At 35.1% G+C, this 21217-nt stretch carries 15 protein-coding genes; 12 read left to right on the forward strand and 3 right to left on the reverse strand.

Annotated features, from left to right (window positions below):
* The first annotated feature begins 83 nt into the window (after positions 1 to 83).
* Positions 84 to 2978, forward strand: coding sequence for a translation initiation factor IF-2 (gene infB / locus E0F89_RS02750; protein ID WP_131908323.1), 2895 nt, complete (start codon positions 84 to 86; stop codon positions 2976 to 2978).
* 266 nt (positions 2979 to 3244) lie between these two features.
* On the opposite strand, the gene E0F89_RS02755 is transcribed toward infB, so the two are convergent.
* Positions 3245 to 3952: a PKD domain-containing protein gene (locus tag E0F89_RS02755; protein ID WP_131908324.1), complete on the reverse strand. Its 708-nt coding sequence runs from the start codon at positions 3950 to 3952 to the stop codon at positions 3245 to 3247.
* Between the two features lie 478 nt (positions 3953 to 4430).
* On the opposite strand from E0F89_RS02755, the gene E0F89_RS02760 reads away from it, so the two are divergent.
* Complete coding sequence (locus E0F89_RS02760) at positions 4431 to 5531, forward strand: DUF6563 family protein (RefSeq protein WP_131908325.1); 1101 nt, start codon at positions 4431 to 4433, stop codon at positions 5529 to 5531.
* A 201-nt stretch (positions 5532 to 5732) separates the two neighbouring features.
* On the opposite strand, the gene E0F89_RS02765 is transcribed toward E0F89_RS02760, so the two are convergent.
* On the reverse strand, positions 5733 to 6122 hold the full coding sequence (locus E0F89_RS02765) for an SPOR domain-containing protein (RefSeq protein WP_131908326.1): 390 nt from the start codon (positions 6120 to 6122) through the stop codon (positions 5733 to 5735).
* Positions 6123 to 6337: 215 nt separating this feature from the next.
* On the opposite strand from E0F89_RS02765, the gene E0F89_RS02770 reads away from it, so the two are divergent.
* The 10 genes from E0F89_RS02770 (at position 6338) to queG (ending at position 20021) form a co-directional block, all read left to right on the forward strand.
* Entirely contained in the window at positions 6338 to 7672 is a 1335-nt protein-coding gene (locus E0F89_RS02770; RefSeq protein WP_131908327.1) for a c-type cytochrome, read from the forward strand.
* 29 nt (positions 7673 to 7701) lie between these two features.
* On the forward strand, positions 7702 to 10758 hold the full coding sequence (locus tag E0F89_RS02775) for a TAT-variant-translocated molybdopterin oxidoreductase (protein ID WP_131908328.1): 3057 nt from the start codon (positions 7702 to 7704) through the stop codon (positions 10756 to 10758).
* 38 nt (positions 10759 to 10796) lie between these two features.
* Positions 10797 to 12200 carry an NrfD/PsrC family molybdoenzyme membrane anchor subunit gene (gene nrfD / locus E0F89_RS02780; protein WP_131908329.1) on the forward strand — a complete coding sequence of 468 codons (1404 nt, stop codon included), beginning with the start codon at positions 10797 to 10799 and terminating at the stop codon, positions 12198 to 12200.
* Complete coding sequence (locus E0F89_RS02785) at positions 12193 to 12717, forward strand: DUF3341 domain-containing protein (RefSeq protein ID WP_131908330.1); 525 nt, start codon at positions 12193 to 12195, stop codon at positions 12715 to 12717. Before nrfD ends, E0F89_RS02785 begins: the two co-directional genes overlap by 8 nt.
* Before the next feature lie 8 nt (positions 12718 to 12725).
* Positions 12726 to 13271, forward strand: a complete 546-nt coding sequence (locus E0F89_RS02790; protein ID WP_131908331.1) for a c-type cytochrome — start codon at positions 12726 to 12728, stop codon at positions 13269 to 13271.
* 27 nt (positions 13272 to 13298) lie between these two features.
* Positions 13299 to 14780, forward strand: coding sequence for a quinol:cytochrome C oxidoreductase (locus E0F89_RS02795; protein ID WP_131908332.1), 1482 nt, complete (start codon positions 13299 to 13301; stop codon positions 14778 to 14780).
* 19 nt (positions 14781 to 14799) lie between these two features.
* On the forward strand, positions 14800 to 15957 hold the full coding sequence (locus E0F89_RS02800) for a cytochrome c oxidase subunit II (protein ID WP_131908333.1): 1158 nt from the start codon (positions 14800 to 14802) through the stop codon (positions 15955 to 15957).
* A gap of 27 nt (positions 15958 to 15984) precedes the next feature.
* Positions 15985 to 17781 carry a cytochrome c oxidase subunit I gene (locus E0F89_RS02805; RefSeq protein ID WP_131908334.1) on the forward strand — a complete coding sequence of 599 codons (1797 nt, stop codon included), beginning with the start codon at positions 15985 to 15987 and terminating at the stop codon, positions 17779 to 17781.
* A gap of 156 nt (positions 17782 to 17937) precedes the next feature.
* The gene (gene ruvB, locus E0F89_RS02810) at positions 17938 to 18960 is read left to right on the forward strand and encodes a Holliday junction branch migration DNA helicase RuvB (RefSeq protein ID WP_131908335.1); all 1023 of its coding nucleotides are present in this window, start codon (positions 17938 to 17940) and stop codon (positions 18958 to 18960) included.
* A gap of 137 nt (positions 18961 to 19097) precedes the next feature.
* Positions 19098 to 20021 (forward strand): tRNA epoxyqueuosine(34) reductase QueG, encoded by a 924-nt coding sequence (gene queG, locus E0F89_RS02815; RefSeq protein WP_131908336.1) that lies wholly within the window; start codon positions 19098 to 19100, stop codon positions 20019 to 20021.
* Between the two features lie 11 nt (positions 20022 to 20032).
* Here the strand turns inward: queG and E0F89_RS02820 are convergent, their stop codons facing one another.
* Positions 20033 to 21064 (reverse strand): LacI family DNA-binding transcriptional regulator, encoded by a 1032-nt coding sequence (locus E0F89_RS02820; protein ID WP_131908337.1) that lies wholly within the window; start codon positions 21062 to 21064, stop codon positions 20033 to 20035.
* Positions 21065 to 21217: the final 153 nt, after the last annotated feature.

Here is a 21217-nt window from a genome sequence, read left to right on the forward strand (position 1 = left end):
CTTTACAATTAATTCTTGCTCGGTAGGTATCGAGTTGGGAGTAAAGTGAGGAATAACAAAAAAGGTAATAATAAAAAGGTTGTATGTCTGAAGAGAGAATTATTAGAATAAACAAAGTTTTAAGGGAATTGAATATTTCTTTGGAAAGAGCTGTGGATTATCTGAAAGATAAAGGGATTGCTATTGAGGCAAATCCAAACACAAAAATTTCTAATGAGGTGTACAATGTCTTGTGCGGTCAGTTTGCAGGTGACAAAGGGAATAAAGAAGCTTCTAAAGAAGTAGGAGAAGAGAAGAGAAAAGAAAAAGAAGCTTTACGTTTAGAACGAGAGAAAGAAATCGAAGACAAACGTAGGTTGGAAGAAGAGCGTCTTAAGCAGCAAGAAGTTATAAAAGCGAGAGCGGTTATAGCAGGACCTGTTCAAGTAGGTAAAATTGATCTGAATCCTAAGAAGCCTTCAATAGTTCCTCCTGTAAAAGCTGTTGAAAAAGTAGAAACTCCAGTTGCTAAAGTACCAGAAGTAAAAGTTGTTCAAAAAGAAGTTTCAGCAGAAAAACCGTCAACAGAAAAACCTTTGCAAGAAAAAGTTGTTTCAGACAAAAAAGAGGTGAAACCTGTAGTTGGGATTAAAGAAGTTAAACCAGAGGCTGTTAAAGAAGTCGCTGTTGAACCTAAAGTGGTTGCAAAAACCGAAGAAGTTAAATCAGAGGAGTCTGTTGATGAAACCATCACCACGCAGTATCAAAAACTATCGGGAACTACTTTAACGGGTCAAATAATTGATTTATCTCAATTCAACAAACCGAAGAAGAAAAAAGAAGAGCCAAAAATCACTCCGAATAAACCGGGTGCTCCAGGTTCAGCTGCATCCAATGCAAATAAAAATAAGCGTAAAAGAATTGTTCCTAAACCAGGTGCTCCTAGACCGCCTGCAACACCTGGAGTTCCAGGTGCGCCAAATCCTAACAAGATTACACCTAATGTAGGTGGCGGAGGATTCAATGCTAACAGAAGTTCAAGACCTGGATTTGTAAAAGGAAACAGACCTGCAATTGTCGCAAAAGTTGAGCCTACAGAAGAAGAAGTTAAAAATCAAATTAGAGAGACTTTAGAGAAACTACAAGGAAAAGGTGGTAAATCTAAGGCAGCTAAATATAGAAGAGATAAAAGAGATACGCACCGTCAGAAATCTGATGATGAGCAAAGAGCTATTGACGAAGGAAGTAAAACTATTAAGGTTACTGAATTCGTAACAGTTGGGGAAATTGCTATCATGATGGATGTGCCAATTACTAAAGTTATTGGTACGTGTATGTCACTTGGAATCATGGTTACCATGAACCAACGCCTTGATGCAGAAACATTGACTATCGTTGCTGATGAATTTGGCTATGAAGTTGAATTTATTACTGTTGATATCGAGGAAGCAATTCAGGTTGTTGAAGACAGAGAAGAAGATTTAGTTTTCAGAGCGCCAATTGTAACGGTAATGGGTCACGTCGATCATGGTAAAACATCGTTACTGGATTACATTCGTAAAGAAAACGTAATTGCAGGTGAGTCTGGAGGAATTACGCAACATATTGGTGCCTACGGAGTAACTTTGGATAACGGACAAAAAATTGCATTCTTAGATACACCGGGTCACGAAGCGTTTACTGCGATGCGTGCGCGTGGTGCTCAGGTGACAGATATTGCTATTATTGTGATTGCTGCGGATGATGATATCATGCCACAAACTAAAGAAGCAATTAGCCATGCTCAAGCAGCTGGAGTTCCTATTATATTTGCTATCAATAAAATTGACAAGCCAAATGCTAATCCTGAGAAAGTAAAAGAAAGATTAGCAGGTATGAATTTACTTGTTGAAGATTGGGGTGGAAAAATTCAATCACATGATATTTCTGCTAAAGTAGGTACAGGTGTAAAAGAATTATTAGAAAAAGTATTATTAGAAGCAGAACTATTAGATTTGAAGGCAAATCCAAATAAAGCGGCTTCTGGAACTGTTGTTGAAGCTTTCCTTGATAAAGGAAAAGGATATGTTTCTACGATATTAGTTCAAAACGGAACTTTGAGAATTGGAGATTATATGTTGGCGGGTAAGCATCATGGTAAAATTAAAGCCATGCATGATGAAAGAGGGAACATTGTAACTGTTGCGGGTCCTTCGACTCCGGTTTCAGTTCTTGGTCTTGATGGAGCAGCAACTGCGGGTGATAAGTTTAATATTTTCGAAGACGAAAAAGAAGCGAAACAAATTGCTTCAAAACGTTCTCAATTGATGCGTGAGCAGTCAGTTCGTACTCAACGTCATATTACATTGGATGAAATTGGACGTAGAATTGCATTGGGTCAATTTAAAGAATTGAACATTATCCTTAAAGGAGATGTGGATGGTTCTGTTGAAGCATTGTCTGATTCGTTCTCTAAATTATCTACTGAAGAAATTCAAATCAATATTATCCATAAAGGTGTTGGGGCAATTACTGAAACTGATGTAATGTTGGCTTCTGCTTCAGATGCGATTATTATAGGATTTAATGTTCGTCCTGCTGGAAATGCGAGACAACTGGCAGACAAAGAGGAAATCGATATCCGTTATTACTCGATCATTTACGCTGCTATCGATGACTTGAAAGATGCGATGGAAGGAATGTTAGCTCCGGAAATGAAAGAAGAAATTCTGGGTACGGCTGAGATCAGAGAGATATTCAAAATCTCTAAAGTGGGTTCAATTGCAGGTTGTATGGTAATGGATGGTAAAATTTCCAAAAATGCCAAAATGAGAATCATTAGAGAAGGAGTTGTGGTTTTTACAGGAGAATTGTTAGCGTTGAAACGTTTCAAAGACGATGTAAAAGAAGTAGCTAAAGGATACGATTGTGGAATTCAAGTAAAAGGATACAACGACATTGAAGAAAGAGATGTTATTGAATCTTACCATGAAGTAGCAATCAAAAAGAAATTGAAATAAAATTTCAATATTTTAAAACTAAAATCCCGAGCAATCGGGATTTTTTTTTGCTTACATATTTTTTAAGACTCGTTCTTTTTTTTGGCTAATTTTTATTTCAGTTTTTTGCTTTTATCATTAATGTCCAATCAGAAAAGTGTCAAAGGCAGCTGTGATATTTAGTGTTTGTTATTTGCCGTTACCTAACAAGAATCCATGAGTTACAACGTTATTACTGTGTTCAACAATTCAGATTTTTTTTTGTACTGCGCTTTAAAATCTATTTTTCAGTATATGATTTTTACATTAGGTGTATCATAATCAAATGGATTAATGCTTTTAGGATAAACAAATAACGTGTCAGAATAGACTATGTAGTAGTATTGGGCATTCTCAGACCAGGGTAATACTTCTATCCAATTCGCTGAATTATCTCTTTGTATATAAACTTTAAAGAAACTGTCAGAAGGTACATGACTATAAAAATTATTAATTTCAACATGTAGTTTATCCCAGCCGTTCCAGTCGTCCCAGATCAAATCATTGAAAATTTTCTCCTTTGTGTTTGCGGACATTTCACCAACAGTGACCGTGACTCTGTCTTTGCCGGTTAAGCCCATATTGTTAGTAACTGTTAATTCAAATTCGTACACCCCTTTTTCCAGTTTACTCACCTTTGTTTTAAGTGAATCAGGACTTTCCAACTTACAGGTTGAAGAGCCGGATATTTTTTCCCATGCTACTTTATTGTTAGTTATAGTATTATTAGAAGCGTTGAAGTAATAATAGCCGCCTTCTAACCAACAATAATCATGAGGTAATATTACTTGAATGTCATAGCCAGCAGATGCATTTGGTGCTGGGTATGATGGTTCTGTTACAGTGGGAGGTTTACTAGTAGAAGAGCCTGTAGCAAGAGTGTCTTCTGTGCAGCCGCTGTTAATGAGCATTGCTGCACTAAAAATAAAAAGCCCGTAAAAATTAGTATTTCTCATGATAATATGATTTAGATTTGTGATTACAGTTCTAATTTCTATTAAATGTAGGTTACCAAAGTTGGGGTTTTCGATACTGATTTATTTCATTTAGCTCAAATGTTAGGTTTTTTATTTGCTGATCTTATAAGCATGTTAATTTTTTTAAATAGCTATAAATTTAGCAATTATAATAAAAATATAATACATTAAATTTACGGAATATTTATTGGAGCAATCTTAAAAGTAAATTAAATTCCCTACTACGGTCCCAAAATAGAAGAGTCCCAGCAAACAGCCTGTAACACTTTAAATCACTGTTTTTTTTAAAACTACTCATTTTTTAGGACTATTACTTCTATATGTTTTCATTTATTGTTTTATATAAACATGAGGAAGTGGTTCAAAAGATATTGAGATAAAATTTCAATATTTTAAAATTAAAATAATGAACAATCAGGATTTTTTTTATTTTTATAGCTTACTAAAAAATGGAACTATGAATAAATTACTTACATTATTTTTTATAGCAGCGAGTACTGTTATGTTTTCTCAGAATAAAACGGAATATCATAAAATATCTTTAAAGGATAAAAATGATAAAGCTGCAGAATTTAATTTCTATGTCGAAAATGTTTACGATGGAAGACAGTTTAAAGAGAATATTGGAACCGTTCAAAAAGGAGGATTCAATAGAAAAGTCTTAGCAAATTTTGAAAATCCATTAGTAGAGGAATTTTCGAATTACCTCGCTATTATTTGTCCAAAACAAGAAAACAAATCTAAAATTTCTATTCGTATTAATGATTTATATGTTTCTGAGCTTACTCGTGCAATGTCTGAAACAGGATATGCGACTTTAGTGGTTGATATTATTGAGCCAAAAGACGGGATTGATTTTATCGTAGGAACGTATACTGCTTCGGCAGAAAGTAATGGTATGGATGTTACTAATAAACACGATGAAAGATTGAAAAAGGTTTTGCACGAATGTTTAACGAATTACATGAAAACAACCGATAATGATAAAACTTCTATCGTTTTTGATGCTGATCAGAATATTAAAAGTAAAACGATAACTGCCATCCCTTCTAAGGGTATTTATTTAACCTATGTTGATGTTTTAAATAATAGTCCTGTAGATGATAGTAATTTTGAAATGTCAAACAAAAATGAAAGATTTCATTTGCTTAATAAAGTTACTCAATCGAAAGAGTTGAATTATTATGGATTCAGCGATGGAGAAGTTTTTTATATAAATGTTTCAAAGTATGCTGATGCAAAATATTATGCTAAAACCGAAATAATCGGGAGTAAATATTATATCGAAAATGTAGTTTATAATCCTAATAATGCCATTGCTATGGGTGCGATGTTCGGGCTAATTGGTGTAGCCGTTGCTTCCGCGACTAGCAGTTCATCGGCGCCAATGCTTATTGATTGTTATTCTGGTCAGCCTTCCTTTTTATCAAATAGTGAAATGAAAGCGATGTTGTTGCCATATCCAGTGCTTTCCAAAGACTACAAAAACAGTAAGAAAAGCAGTGAGGATATAAAAGCTATTTTGAAAAGATATTACCAAGAAACGATAGTTCAATAATAAAAAAGGTGCCCGATTTAGACTGCATTTAGAAGTTGTAAATTCTGTCAATTTATCTGTGAATGTTGCGTAAATATTTTGACTTACCAGCCGAAACACTTTTAAAAAAAACTAAGAAAGCAACTCTTCACGAGTTGCTTTCTTATTTACTTGTCTTCGCATATATGCTTTGAAAATTGTTATTTATAAAAAAGATAAATTTTAATTTTCAGGTTTTATTAGATGAACGTTATTGTACCTTTTTCGGACTTCGATCAAATTTTTTTCTGCCTCAATTCGGGTCCTGAAATTCCCCACCAATACTTTATAATTTGGCGTAAAAAAAATAATTGTACCATCTATATCTCTAAATTCTTGTCTGAATTCATTTAAGGTGTTTTTTGCTTTTTCGCTTTCTCCGCTAAAAATCTGAATTTTATAACCGTCGTTTATGCTATTAGAGATATTAATTTTTCTCTTTTCATTTAACAGTTGTTCAAATTTGGCGTCTTGATTTACGATAATATTTCCACCTTGAGCAGTTGCGTTAAAGCAAGAAAAAAATAAGGTAAGAGAGATGAAAAATGCTTTTTGAGGGGCTAAAATTCTCATAATGTGATTGTTTTTGTGCAAAAGTAATATTTAAAGATTGATACCAAATAGCAAATGTTATTTAGAATAGATATAAATTGAAATTAAGGCTATTTTAAGGTTTTGAGAATAGTTCTTAAGTCGTATTTTTGTCCAAGTTTTAAAATAAAGGAGCGGTTTTCCTAAATCAATTAGAAAAAACTGTGCCAAATTTTAGTAGATAATCTTTATACTATATGAAAAAGGTGGGTAACCATAATTCGATCACAAGGAAATTATTTTTAGGCTTAGCCTCATCGTTAATTTTCTCTTTAACTTCATTTGCTCAAGAAGCTGCTCCTGCAGTTACTGATGCAGCTGCAGCTCCTGCTGTAGTAACGGGTGGAGATGCTGTAAAAGGTAAAGAATTGTTTAATGCAAATTGTGCTGCATGTCACAAATTAGATGGTAAAGCTACTGGCCCTGCCCTTAGAGGCGTAGCTGGTAAGTACGATATGCCATGGCTATACAAGTGGATTAAAAACAGTTCTGATTTGATAAAGTCTGGAGATCCTCTGGCTGTCAAAGTTTTTGAAGAAAACAATAAGGCAGTAATGTCAGCTTTTCCTCAATTATCTAATGCTGATATTGATGATATCATTGCCTACACATCAGAACCGAAAGTGGAAGCTCCTGCTCCTGCAGCTGGTGGTGCTGAAGGTGTTCCTGGTACTGCCACATCAGATAGTGGAGTTTCAAATAATATCATACTAGGTGCTTTGGCACTTGTAATGGTTATTTTAGTGGTGATGTTGTTTTTGGTAAATCAAGTTTTGTCAAAAGTTGCAAAAGCAAATGGCATAGTAATAGCGCCAAAAACACCTACAACTTCTATTTGGAAAGCATTTGCTAGAAATCAATTTTTAATATTAGTTAGTGTGGTATTTTTGCTTTTGGCGAGTGCATATTTTGTGTACGGATTTTTTATGCAAATAGGTGTTGATCAAGATTACGCACCAATTCAGCCAATCCATTACTCTCACAGAATACACGCTGGAGACAATGAGATTAACTGTAAATATTGTCACTCTGCTGCACGAGTAAGTAAAAATGGAGGAATACCTTCTTTAAATGTTTGTATGAACTGTCATAAAAACATTGCTGAAGTTGCCGAAACTACTGCTACTCCGGAATACAGTAAAGCATTTTACGATGAGCAAATCCAAAAATTATATACTGCGGTGGGTTGGGACAAAACAACGCAAACTTACACAGGAAAAACGCAGCCTGTAAAATGGGTTCGTATTCATAATTTACCTGACTTCGTTTATTTCAACCACTCGCAACACGTTACTGTTGCCGGAATTGAATGTCAAACATGTCACGGTCCAGTTCAAGAATATGAAATTCAAAAACAATTTGCTCCATTAACAATGGGTTGGTGTATTGATTGCCACAGAAAAACGGATGTTAAAATGGAAGGCAACGAGTATTACACCAAAATTCATGATGAACTTTCTAAGAAGTACGGTGTAGACAAGTTGACTGCGGCACAAATGGGAGGTTTAGAATGTGGAAAATGCCACTATTAATCAAATTATTAAGATTTTAATATTTATATATGTCATCAAACAAAAAATACTGGAAAAGTGTTGAAGAACTAGACAAAAATAGTTCTATTGTTGAGGCGCTTAGAAATAACGAATTTGTTGAAGAAATTCCTACTGATGAATTTTTAGGAAATAATGATGCTTTGTCATCTTCGTCAACATCACGTCGTGATTTTTTAAAGTACGTTGGTTTTAGTACTGCGGCAGCTACGCTTGCAGCTTGCGAAGGTCCTGTGAACAAGTCTATACCTTATGTTCTTCAGCCGGAACAAATCATTCCTGGAGTGGCAGATTATTATGCTACTTCTGTTTTTGATGGATTTGATTTTGCTAATCTTTTGATAAAAACTCGTGAAGGGCGTCCTATTAAAATAGATAATAACACTATTGCCGGAGCTAAATTTAGTGCTAATGCAAGAATTCACGCATCGATTCTTTCTTTGTATGATAGCATGCGTTTGAAAGAGCCTAAGGTTGAAGGTAAAAATTCAACTTGGTCTGCTGTTGATTCTAAAATTAAATCAAGTTTAACTGATGCTGCTGCGAAAGGTGGTCAAGTTGTACTTTTGACAAACACATTAGCCAGTCCGTCAACTGAGAAGTTGATTGCTGAGTTTATTGGTAAAAATCCAAATGCTAAACATGTTGTTTATGATGCTGTATCTGAATCTGAAGCATTAGATGCTTTCGAAACGGTTTATGGAGAAAGAGCTTTGGTTGATTATGATTTTTCTAAAGCCTCACTTATAATTTCTGTTGGAGCTGATATCCTTGGGGATTGGCAGGGTGGAAGTTATGATTCAGGTTATACTAAAGGAAGAATTCCAAAAGCAGGGAAAATGTCTCGTCATTTTCAGTTAGAAGCAAACATGACTTTGTCTGGTGCTGCTGCTGATAAGCGTTTGCCAATGTCTACTGCGAACCAAAAACAAGCATTAGTTCATATATATAATATTGTAACTGGATCTTCGGTTGCTGTAAGTTTAGAAGATAAATTTAAAGCAGAAGTTACAAAAGCGGGTCAACAGTTAAAAGCTGCTGGTTCAAAAGGAGTTTTAGTATCCGGTATTCAAGATAAGAATGCGCAATTATTAGTGTTGGCTATCAACCAAGCTTTGGCTAGTGAAGCGTTTAGTACTTCTGGTACAAGACAAATTAGAAAAGGATCTAGTGCAAAAGTGGCTCAATTAATAAGCGATATGAAAGCGGGAAGCGTTCATACATTAGTGATGAGCGGTGTTAACCCGGTTTATACTTTAGCGGATAGCGCTTCTTTTGTTGAAGGACTTAAAAAGGTAAAAACGTCAGTGTCGTTTTCTTTGAAAGAGGATGAAACTGCTTTAGTAAGTACTATTGCGGCAGCTGTTCCACATTATTTGGAATCATGGAATGATGTAAGTATCACAAAAGGTACTTATGGAATTACTCAGCCAACAATTCGTCCACTTTTTAATACAAAACAATTTCAAGATGTATTGTTGTCCTTAAATGGTTCAACAGGTACATTCTATGATTATATTAAGGCTAATGCATCAACAGTAATAGCTGGTTCTTCATGGAACAAAGTATTACACGATGGAGTATATGTTGGAGCTATTCCTGCTGCCACTGGTGGTTCTGCTGATTTTAGTGCTGCTGCCAATGCTTTAGCACAATCAAAAGTTGCTCAAGGACTAGAACTTGTTTTATATACTAAAACAGGGATGGGAGACGGACAACAAGCGAATAACCCTTGGTTACAAGAGTTTCCGGATCCAATTACAAGAGTTTCATGGGATAACTATGTTACTGTTTCGAATGCAGATGCAAAGAAATATGAGCTTTTTAATGAAATCGTGGCAAACGGTGGTTTGAACGGAAGTTACGCCACTATTACTACATCTGATGGAGTTAAATTAGAAAACGTTCCGGTAATCGTTCAACCAGGTCAAGCAGTTGGTACAATTGGTTTAGCATTAGGTTACGGTCGTAAAGCGGCTTTGAAAGAAGAAATGATGGTAGGTTTGAACGCTTACTCTTTATATAAAGGTTTTAATAATGTACAGTCTGTAACTTTGGCGAAAACTGGAGGAGAGCACGAGTTTGCTTGTGTTCAAGGTCAGAAAACGTTGATGGGAAGAGGAGATATCATTAAAGAAACTTCTTTAGAAATTTTCAATACAAAAGATGCAAAGCTTTGGAATCCACAACCAATGGTGTCATTGGATCACAAAGAAGTGGAAGCAACTAAAGTAGATTTATGGGATTCATTTGATCGCTCAACGGGTCACCATTTTAATCTTTCTATTGATTTGAATGCTTGTACCGGTTGTGGTGCTTGTGTAATTGCCTGTCACGCTGAAAACAACGTTCCTGTTGTTGGAAAATCAGAAGTTAGAAGAAGTCGTGATATGCACTGGTTGCGTATTGACAGATATTATTCTTCTGAAAGTACTTTTGAAGGTGATAACGAAAGAAAAGAAAATATTGCAGGATTATCAAGTTCATTGTCTACATTTAACGAAATGGAAAAAGCGGGTGATAACCCACAAGTATCTTTTCAACCTGTAATGTGTCAACATTGTAACCACGCACCTTGTGAAACGGTTTGTCCAGTTGCTGCAACTTCACACTCTCGTCAAGGTCAAAATCACATGGCTTATAACAGATGTGTAGGAACACGTTATTGCGCTAATAACTGCCCTTATAAAGTGCGTCGTTTTAACTGGTTCTTGTACAACAAAAACAGTGAATTCGATTATCACATGAATGACGATTTAGGGCGTATGGTATTGAACCCAGATGTTAATGTACGTTCTCGTGGAGTTATGGAGAAATGTTCAATGTGTATTCAAATGACACAAGCAACAATCCTGAAGGCGAAAAATGACGGACGTGCAATTGTTGATGGTGAATTTCAAACGGCTTGTTCAAACGCTTGTTCTAATGGAGCAATGAAATTTGGAGATATAAATGATAAAGAAGGAGAAGTATCTAAATTAGCTACTGACGAAAGAATGTATCATTTATTGGAGCATGTTGGAACAAAACCAAATGTGATTTATCATGTTAAAGTTAGAAATACCTAGTACAAAAAATAATTAATTAAGAATCAATATAAAGGATTATGTCGTCTCACTACGAAGCAACCATTAGAAAACCCTTAGTTATAGGTGATAAATCTTATCACGATGTAACTGTAGATGTAGCTGCGCCTGTTGAAGGTAAAGCAAACAAACATTGGTGGATTGTGTTTTCAATCGCATTAATAGCCTTCCTTTGGGGACTTGGCTGTATCATTTACACCGTATCTACAGGTATTGGAACATGGGGTTTAAATAAAACTGTTGGATGGGCTTGGGATATCACGAACTTTGTTTGGTGGGTTGGTATTGGTCACGCTGGAACTCTTATTTCGGCAGTATTATTACTTTTCCGTCAGCGTTGGAGAATGGCGATTAACCGTTCTGCTGAAGCAATGACAATTTTCTCCGTTATTCAAGCAGGTTTATTTCCAATTATACACATGGGTCGTCCATGGTTAGCATATTGGGTTTTACCAATTCCGAATCAATTTGGTTCTCTTTGGGTAAACTTTAACTCGCCATTACTTTGGGATGTATTTGCAATTTCAACATATCTTTCGGTTTCATTAGTTTTCTGGTGGACTGGTTTATTACCTGATTTTGCAATGTTGCGTGATAGAGCTATAACTCCTTTTAACAAAAGAGTATATTCTATATTAAGTTTTGGATGGAGCGGTAGAGCAAAAGACTGGCAACGTTTTGAAGAAGTATCTTTGGTACTTGCAGGTTTAGCCACTCCACTTGTACTTTCTGTGCATACTATTGTATCGATGGATTTTGCTACGTCTGTGATTCCAGGATGGCATACAACAATCTTCCCTCCGTACTTTGTAGCTGGAGCGGTTTTCTCAGGATTTGCAATGGTAAATACTTTGCTTATAATTATGAGAAAAGTTTCGAATCTAGAAGCGTATATTACGGTTCAGCACATTGAGTTGATGAATATCGTTATTATGATTACAGGTTCTATTGTTGGGGTAGCCTACATAACTGAATTATTTGTTGCTTGGTATTCTGGTGTAGAGTACGAACAGTATGCTTTCTTGAATAGAGCTACTGGACCATACTGGTGGGCATATTGGTCGATGATGACATGTAATGTTTTTTCTCCACAATTTATGTGGTTCAAAAAATTAAGAACAAGTATCATGTTTTCATTTATTATTTCGATCGTTGTAAATATTGGTATGTGGTTTGAGAGATTTGTAATTATCGTAACTTCGTTACATAGAGATTATTTACCATCTTCTTGGACAATGTTTTCACCTACATTCGTTGATATTGGAATTTTCATTGGAACAATAGGTTTCTTCTTTGTACTTTTCTTATTGTATTCAAGAACATTCCCTGTAATTGCGCAGGCAGAGGTAAAAACAATTTTGAAAGGAACTGGAGATAATTACAAAAGAGCAAGAGAAGCAAATAAAGATTCACATCATGAGTAATAAAGTAATATACGCCATTTATAATGACGATGATATATTGATGGATGCGGTTAAAAAAACCAGAGCAGCTCATCATCATATCGAAGAAGTTTTTACTCCATTCCCGGTTCACGGTTTGGATAAAGCTATGGGAATTGCACCTACAAGATTAGCGATTTGTGCTTTTCTTTATGGTTGTGTGGGAATTGCTGTAGCAACAGCGATGATGAATTATATTATGATTCAGGATTGGCCACAAGACATTGGCGGAAAGCCAAGTTTTAGTTACATTGAAAACATGCCGGCTTTCGTGCCAATTATGTTTGAACTAACTGTATTTTTTGCAGCTCACTTAATGGTTATTACTTTTTACATGAGAAGTAAATTATGGCCTTTCAAAGAAGCAGAAAATCCAGATGTAAGAACTACAGATGACCATTTTTTAATGGAAGTAGCTGTACATGATAATGAAGAAGAATTGATTTCTTTTTTCCAAAGTACGGGAGCTGTAGAAGTTAAAGTAATCGATAAGCATTAATTATAGATATGAAAAGCGTATATAAAATAACACTTTTATTTGGTATAACTATTTTAGTTTCATCATGCCATAATAATGCGGCACCAAACTATCAGTATTTTCCAAATATGTACGAATCAGTAGGGTACGAAACTTATGCTGAATCGAATGCATTCAAAAATGGTAAAGAGGGGCAACTTCCTGCTGAAGGAAGCTTAGATAGAGGTACTGAGCCGTATGAATACGAAAATTCTACTGCAGGGTATGAATCGGCTAAAGCCAATTTGAAGTCCCCATTAGATTCGATAGGCAAGGACCTTGAAAAAGGAAAAGAACTTTTTGAAATTTATTGTGCTACTTGTCATGGTAATACTGGTAACGGTAAAGGTAAACTTGTAGAAAGAGAAAAATTTTTGGGTGTTCCTAGTTACAAAGACAGAGTCATTACTGAAGGAAGTATTTTTCACATTGTAACGTATGGTATAAACTCAATGGGATCGCATGCTAATCAATTGAGTGCCCAAGAACGTTGGATTGTCGCCGATTACGTTCTGAAATTAAAAAGTGAATTATAATTGTTGAACAAACTGATCGTAATAGATATGTATACATTTTCAAGTAAATTAAAAACTCTTTCTTTCATCTTAATGGCCGTAGGTATATTAGGAATTGGATATGGTTTTTTAACTGCACCAAAAGATATTCAAGACGTTGAAAAACTTCTTGCTGCCGAAAGTCACGGTGGACATGGCGAAGCAAAACATGAAGCGACCGTTGCTTCTGAAAAACCTTCGCATGAACCGTCTGCTAATCATAGCGAGGCTAATGAAGTCAAACAAATAGACGAAACTACAGCAGTAGTTATCCCAACTTCTGATTCAACAAAAGTTGATACCACAGTGGTTGTTGAAGAAGCGCAAGTTGTGCCAGTGGTAAAAAAAGAAGGTGCTCATGAACTTAGCGCCGAAGAGGAGCATAATGAGCATTTGAATCATGTTTTACACCAGCTTCAAAACAAACCGTGGTCGGCTTTATATGTTGCTTGTATCTTCTTTATGCTAGTTTCATTGGGTGTGTTAGTGTTTTATGCTATCCAACAAGTGGCACAGGCGGGATGGTCTCCTGTTTTATTCAGAGTTATGCAAGGTATAACGGCTTATTTACCTGTTGGTTCTGTTATCTTTTTTGTTATTTTAATATTATCCGGATTACATTTTAATCACCTTTTTATTTGGTTAGATCCGGAAGTTGTAGCTAATGATAAATTAATCGCTAATAAAGCTGGTTACCTTAATTTTCCTTTTTGGATCATTAGAGCTGCTATATTTTTGACTGGTTGGAGTCTATATCAGTATTATTCGAGAAAAAACTGTTTGGCTCAAGATGAAGCAAATGATAATCTTTATTACAAAAAGAACTTTAAGCTTTCAGCAATGTTCCTTGTGTTTTTTATTGTGACTGAGTCTATAATGTCTTGGGACTGGATTATGTCTATTGATCCACACTGGTTTAGTACTTTGTTTGGATGGTATGTTTTTGCAAGTTTCTTTGTAAGTGCTATCACTACTATTGCTTTAGTTACTTTGTATTTAAAGTCAAAAGGGGCGTTAGAACATGTTAATACAAGTCATATTCATGATTTAGCTAAATTTATGTTTGGTTTTAGTATATTTTGGACCTATTTATGGTTCTCACAATACATGTTGATATGGTATGCTAATATTCCAGAGGAAGTTACTTATTACATTACAAGAATCGAATTATATAACCTTCCATTTTTTGGAGCTGTAGTGATGAATTTTGTCTTTCCATTATTGATATTAATTAATACAGATTTCAAAAGAATTAGCTGGGTATTAGTTATGGCTGGAGTTGTGATACTTGGCGGACATTATATTGATTTCTTTAATATGATTATGCCGGGAACTGTAGGTGACAGATGGTTTATTGGAATTTCAGAAATAGCTTCTGTTCTTTTCTTCCTTGGATTATTTATTTTCGTTGTTTTCAATGCAATGACTAAAGTTCCTTTATTGGCAAAAAGAAATCCTTTCATCGAAGAAAGTAAACATTTTCATTATTAATATTTAAAGAAAAAAACAGATGACAAGTTTGTTGGTAATTATAGTTTTAGTTTTATTAGCTGTTGCTTTATGGCAATTGACTAAAATATTCGACCTGACGCAAGTCGGATCCAATTCAGATAGTTCAGAAATAGCTACGGATGATGACAATAACGTGCAAGGTTATTTGATGTTTGGGTTTTTAGCTTTTATTTATATTTTCTCAATTTACGGATTGTTTAAATGGGGTCCTCTTGTTCTTCATACACCAGCTTCGGCTCATGGAGCAGAAGTGGATAATTTGATGAACATAACGTGGGCACTTATTTTTATAGTGCAGGCGGTTACACAAGTATTATTGCACTATTTTGCTTTCAAATACAGAGGTAAGAAAGATCAGAAAGCGCTTTATTTTGCCGATAATAATAAATTAGAAGCTATTTGGAGTGTTATACCAGCGGTTGTATTAGCTGGTTTGATTCTATATGGTCTTTATGCGTGGACAAATATCATGTTTATCGACGAGGATGAAGATACTGTAGTTATCGAATTATATGCACAGCAATTTAATTGGAAAGCTAGGTATTCTGGTGAAGATAATGTTCTAGGTAAAGCGAATGTTCGATATATTGAAGGTGCTAACGCAGTTGGTGTTGATTTATCCGATCCATATGCTCAGGATGATATTGTTGTCACAGAGTTACACATTCCAAAAGGTAAAAAGATACATTTCAAAATGCGCTCTCAGGATGTATTGCACTCTGCGTACATGCCGCACTTTAGAGCTCAAATGAACTGTGTTCCAGGGATGGTTACTGAATTTGCTTTCGAGCCAGTCTACACCACTGCAGAATATAGAGAGTTGCCATTTATGGTAGAAAAAGTAGCTAATATAAATGCACTGAGAGCTAAAAAAAGTGTAGCGTTAGTAGCTAAGGGTGAATCGGCTTTAGACCCTTACACATTTGATTATTTATTGCTTTGTAATAAAATATGTGGTGCTTCTCATTACAATATGCAAATGAAAATAATAGTTGATACACCAGAAGATTATAAAGCTTGGTTAAAAGATAAAGCTACTATTGTAAATGAAGTAAAAGCTTCATTGGCTGAGCCGGCACCTGTTAATGGGGCGATGGGTAAAGATTCTACAAAAACAAAAGATACCTCAGCAGTTGCTGCAGTTGTAATGAAATAATTAATTAGGAAATTTAAAGAAATATATATGTCAGCAGAAGGTCACGATCACGCAATAGATCACGAACACGAACACCACCATAAAGACACTTTTATTACTAAATATATTTTTAGTATTGATCATAAAATGATTGCCAAACAATATCTTATTACTGGTATTTTTATGGGGATTATTGGAGTTGGAATGTCTTTGCTTTTTAGAATGCAATTGGCATGGCCAGAAGAGTCTTTTAGAATTTTCAACATATTACTTGGTGATAAATTTGCTCCTAATGGCGTAATGGCAAATGATATTTATCTGGCATTGGTTACCATACATGGAACTATAATGGTATTTTTTGTATTAACAGCAGCGCTAAGTGGTACCTTTAGTAATTTGCTTATACCGCTTCAGATTGGTGCTAGAGATATGGCATCCGGTTTTATGAATATGGTTTCTTATTGGCTATTCTTCTTGTCCAGTGTTATCATGATCGGTTCACTTTTTGTTGAAGCTGGACCAGCTTCCTCAGGTTGGACAATTTATCCTCCTTTGAGTGCTTTACCACAAGCTATTCCTGGTTCTGGTATGGGTATGACATTATGGTTAGTTTCTATGGCTATTTTTATTGCATCTTCTTTAATGGGGTCTTTAAATTATGTAGTTACGGTAATTAACTTAAGAACTAAAGGAATGTCTATGACAAGACTACCGTTGACAATTTGGGCTTTCTTTGTAACGGCTATTATTGGTATCGTTTCTTTCCCGGTTCTTTTATCTGCAGCATTGCTGTTGATTTTTGATAGAAGTTTTGGAACATCATTCTTCTTGTCTGATATATACATTGCCGGTGAAGTTTTACATTACCAAGGAGGTTCACCAGTATTGTTCGAGCACTTATTTTGGTTCTTAGGTCACCCTGAGGTTTATATAGTTTTACTTCCTGCTTTAGGAATTACTTCTGAAGTTATTGCAACAAATTCTCGTAAACCAATTTTTGGTTACAGAGCGATGATTATGTCTATTATTGCAATTGCATTCTTATCAACTATTGTTTGGGGTCACCACATGTTTATCTCGGGTATGAATCCATTTTTAGGATCCGTATTTACCTTTACAACATTACTGATTGCTATTCCTTCTGCCGTTAAAGCGTTTAATTACATTACAACATTATGGAAAGGTAACTTGCAATTGAATCCTGCTATGTTGTTTTCAATTGGTTTAGTTTCAACGTTTATCACAGGTGGTTTAACAGGAATTATACTGGGAGACAGTACACTTGATATCAATGTGCACGATACTTATTTTGTAGTTGCTCACTTTCACCTTGTAATGGGTATTTCTGCTCTTTACGGTATGTTTGCTGGAATCTATCACTGGTTTCCAAGAATGTTCGGAAGAATGTTAAACAAAAATCTTGGATATGTACACTTTTGGGTAACCGCTATCTGTGCTTATGGAGTTTTCTTCCCAATGCACTTTATTGGATTAGCTGGTTTACCAAGACGTTATTATACAAACACAAACTTCCCGTTATTTGATGATTTGCAAAACGTAAACGTTTTGATTACAACATTTGCATTAATTGGTGGGGCATTTCAATTGGTTTTCTTATATAACTTTTTCGTTAGTATTTTCTACGGTAAAAAATCTGTAATGAATCCATGGAAATCGAATACACTTGAGTGGACTGCTCCTGTGGAACACATACACGGTAACTGGCCAGGTGAAATTCCTGAGGTGTATCGTTGGCCTTATGACTACAGTAATCCAGCTCATGATGTGGATTTTGTACCTCAAAACGTTCCAATGAAAGAAGGTGAAGAAGTTTTACACCATTAAAAATATAATGATAAGCCTCTGCGAAAGTAGAGGCTTTTTTTGTGCTCTTTATTTCTGTTTACCAAAGTGCTACCGATACTTATAGCAGTTTTTTAATTTTTTCAGCATTTAAAATTTAAAATTTAAAATTCGAAATTGCTTTGCTATCTTTGTTAGATGAATGAAAATTTAGATCCAACATCAAACGGTTACAATTCGGAAGAACTTGATCTTGAAAAAAAATTAAGGCCACTTTCTTTTGATGATTTTGCAGGACAAGAGCAAATTTTAGAAAACCTTAAAGTTTTTGTTCAAGCGGCAAATCAACGAAATGAAGCGCTTGATCATACCCTGTTTCACGGGCCTCCCGGTTTAGGAAAAACAACATTAGCCAATATTCTTGCTAATGAATTACAAGTTGGTATCAAAATTACCTCTGGTCCAGTTTTAGACAAACCTGGCGATTTAGCTGGTTTATTGACGAATCTAGAAGAAAGGGACGTTCTATTTATTGATGAAATTCATCGTTTGAGTCCGATCGTAGAAGAATATTTGTATTCAGCAATGGAGGATTTTAAAATTGATATCATGATTGAATCAGGACCAAATGCACGAACAGTTCAAATTAATCTAAATCCATTCACTTTAATTGGAGCTACGACACGTTCGGGTTTATTGACCGCTCCTATGAGAGCTCGTTTTGGAATTTCCTCCCGTTTACAATATTACACCACAGAGTTACTAACCACAATCGTGGAAAGAAGTGCTACCATTTTTAAAATGCCAATATCCATGGAAGCAGCCATAGAAATTGCAGGCCGAAGCAGGGGAACTCCTCGTATTGCTAACGCATTATTGCGTCGGGTACGTGATTTTGCTCAAATAAAAGGAAATGGTACAATTGACATTGAGATTGCTCGTTATGCTTTAAAAGCCCTTAACGTTGACGCTCATGGTCTGGATGAGATGGATAATAAAATTTTAACGACAATTATCGATAAATTCAAGGGCGGACCCGTTGGATTGACAACTTTGGCTACAGCCGTTTCCGAAAGCAGCGAGACAATCGAGGAAGTCTATGAACCGTTTTTAATTCAGGAAGGATTTATCATGAGAACTCCTCGTGGTAGGGAAGTCACCGATAAAGCATACAAGCACTTGGGCAAATTAAATACAAATATTCAAGGCGGTTTATTCTAATTTTTAGGAGCTGTTTCCTGCTATCCGCTGTATTCCCCATTAATAAAAACTACTGCAAAAAAGCCTTGTTTTTCTAAATAGGGAGATGCCGCTTCTATCAGGGCTAACGTATTCCGTTTATTAACATCAATTTCTTAATTATCAACCTTAAGTCTTCATACACGCAATTTATCAAAACCGAAGCAAAACGTCTCGGCTTCATGTCTTGTGGAATATCCAAAGCTGGTTTTTTGGAACAAGAAGCGCCTCGTTTAGAGAATTGGTTAAACAAAAATAGAAACGGTCAAATGTCCTATATGGAAAACCATTTTGACAAGCGTTTAAATCCAACTTTACTAGTCGATGATTCTAAAAGTGTTGTCTCACTGTTGCTAAATTATTATCCTGAAGAACTGCAAATCTCGGACTCGTATAAAATTTCAAAATATGCGTACGGGCAGGATTATCATTTTGTAATCAAGGAAAAACTCAAAGAATTTTTATTCTCCATTCAATCAACAATTGGAGAAGTTTCCGGACGTGCCTTTGTAGATTCGGCGCCAGTACTTGATAAAGCTTGGGCTGCCAAAAGCGGTTTAGGCTGGATAGGCAAAAACAGTAATTTATTGACCCAAAAAGTAGGTTCTTTTTACTTTATTGCGGAACTCATTATTGATTTAGATTTAGACTACGATAATCCCACAACGGATCATTGTGGCACTTGCACCGCTTGCATAGACGCCTGTCCTACTGAGGCAATAGTTGCACCTTATGTGGTCGATGGCAGCAAATGTATTTCCTATTTCACCATTGAATTAAAAGAAAATATTCCTCAGGAAGTGAAAGGCAAGTTTGATGATTGGGCTTTTGGATGTGATGTTTGTCAGGATGTTTGTCCTTGGAACAAATTTTCCAAACCCCATAATGAACCCCTTTTTAACCCAAATCCAGAATTACTTTCGATGTCAAAAAAGGATTGGATTGAAATAACTGAAGAAACATTTAGAGCCGTTTTTAAAAATTCGCCATTAAAGAGAGCAAAGTTTCAAGGGATAAAAAGAAATATTGATTTTCTGGAATAGGACTTTAAATGCTAACTATTTACTCTAATAGAAGATTCTCTGATAATAACATGGGTATCTAACTCCACTGTTCTAGGAGTAAAGGGAATTCCTTCTCTATGGCAATTCATTTCTTCCAGTAATAAATTGAAAGATTCAACCCCCATAGCATGACTCGGTTGATCAACTGTACTTAGTTTTGGTGTAATTACTTGAGACATAAACCAATTACTAAAGCCAATCACGGAAACTTGTTCTGGAATTTTAATTCCTGCGTCATTAAAATAGGAAAGCACTCCTACGGCAACGAGGTCTGTAATAGCAAATATCCCGTCAATATCGCTGTGTTCTTTAATAATTTGTTCAGCGAAAGCTCTTCCTTCTTCAAAAGTTACGTGTTCACAAGTATAAACCAATTTCGCATCAAAAGGGATATTATTTTTTTCTAATGCTTTTTTGTATCCAATGAATCTGTCAATTGAATTTTGAGGATTCAATGGGCCTCGAATATGTGCTATTTTTTTGCATCCGTTATCAATCAAATGTTGCACCGCATTAAAAGCAGCTTTTTGATCATTAATAATTACTTTTGAGCATTTTGAAAGCTTGGCAATTTTGTCAAACATTACAAAAGGAATTTTCCGATTGATTATTTCTTTTATGTGGTCATCATTATTAGACTCATTCGATAAAGACATTATAATACCGTCTACTCTTTTGTTAATCAGTAATTCGACTTGTTTTTTTTCTAAAGCAAGAGTTTCGTTGGATTGTAATATGATCACTAAATAACCGTTTTTTTCAGCCTCATCAACAATTCCATTTATTACGTTTGAAAAGAAGTGATGAACAATTTCCGGAATAATTAAACCAATAGTTTTGGATTCTTTAGTTCTTAGATTAACAGCAAAAGAGTTAGGGCTGTAGTTGAGTTTTTTAGCTAATGAAATAACAGCATCTTTAGTTTTTAAACTGACATCAGGATAATTTTTTAGCGCTTTCGATACAGTAGTAATTGATATGCCCAATTTTTCTGCAATTTCCTTGAGAGTAGCTTCTTTCATTAGACAAATATGATAAAATAATTTTTCAAATCAAATCGAAAACGTTTTCGGTACTTCGAAAACGTTTTCGATTATATAATTCGTTTTTAATTTCCTTAATAAATATACATTTGATAAAAAAAATAAACAAATTTTACAAACAAAATTATTTAA

Source organism: Flavobacterium caseinilyticum, from assembly GCF_004349085.1.
Classification (GTDB): Bacteria; Bacteroidota; Bacteroidia; order Flavobacteriales; family Flavobacteriaceae; genus Flavobacterium; species Flavobacterium caseinilyticum.

Bases quoted from the DNA above. Each gene is read 5' to 3' on its own strand.
- infB (WP_131908323.1), top strand. From the start codon at position 84: ATGTCTGAAGAGAGAATTATTAGAATAAACAAAGTTTTAAGGGAATTG.
- E0F89_RS02755 (WP_131908324.1), bottom strand. From the start codon at position 3,952: ATGAGAAATACTAATTTTTACGGGCTTTTTATTTTTAGTGCAGCAATG.
- E0F89_RS02760 (WP_131908325.1), top strand. From the start codon at position 4,431: ATGAATAAATTACTTACATTATTTTTTATAGCAGCGAGTACTGTTATG.
- E0F89_RS02765 (WP_131908326.1), bottom strand. From the start codon at position 6,122: ATGAGAATTTTAGCCCCTCAAAAAGCATTTTTCATCTCTCTTACCTTA.
- E0F89_RS02770 (WP_131908327.1), top strand. From the start codon at position 6,338: ATGAAAAAGGTGGGTAACCATAATTCGATCACAAGGAAATTATTTTTA.
- E0F89_RS02775 (WP_131908328.1), top strand. From the start codon at position 7,702: ATGTCATCAAACAAAAAATACTGGAAAAGTGTTGAAGAACTAGACAAA.
- nrfD (WP_131908329.1), top strand. From the start codon at position 10,797: ATGTCGTCTCACTACGAAGCAACCATTAGAAAACCCTTAGTTATAGGT.
- E0F89_RS02785 (WP_131908330.1), top strand. From the start codon at position 12,193: ATGAGTAATAAAGTAATATACGCCATTTATAATGACGATGATATATTG.
- E0F89_RS02790 (WP_131908331.1), top strand. From the start codon at position 12,726: ATGAAAAGCGTATATAAAATAACACTTTTATTTGGTATAACTATTTTA.
- E0F89_RS02795 (WP_131908332.1), top strand. From the start codon at position 13,299: ATGTATACATTTTCAAGTAAATTAAAAACTCTTTCTTTCATCTTAATG.
- E0F89_RS02800 (WP_131908333.1), top strand. From the start codon at position 14,800: ATGACAAGTTTGTTGGTAATTATAGTTTTAGTTTTATTAGCTGTTGCT.
- E0F89_RS02805 (WP_131908334.1), top strand. From the start codon at position 15,985: ATGTCAGCAGAAGGTCACGATCACGCAATAGATCACGAACACGAACAC.
- ruvB (WP_131908335.1), top strand. From the start codon at position 17,938: ATGAATGAAAATTTAGATCCAACATCAAACGGTTACAATTCGGAAGAA.
- E0F89_RS02820 (WP_131908337.1), bottom strand. From the start codon at position 21,064: ATGAAAGAAGCTACTCTCAAGGAAATTGCAGAAAAATTGGGCATATCA.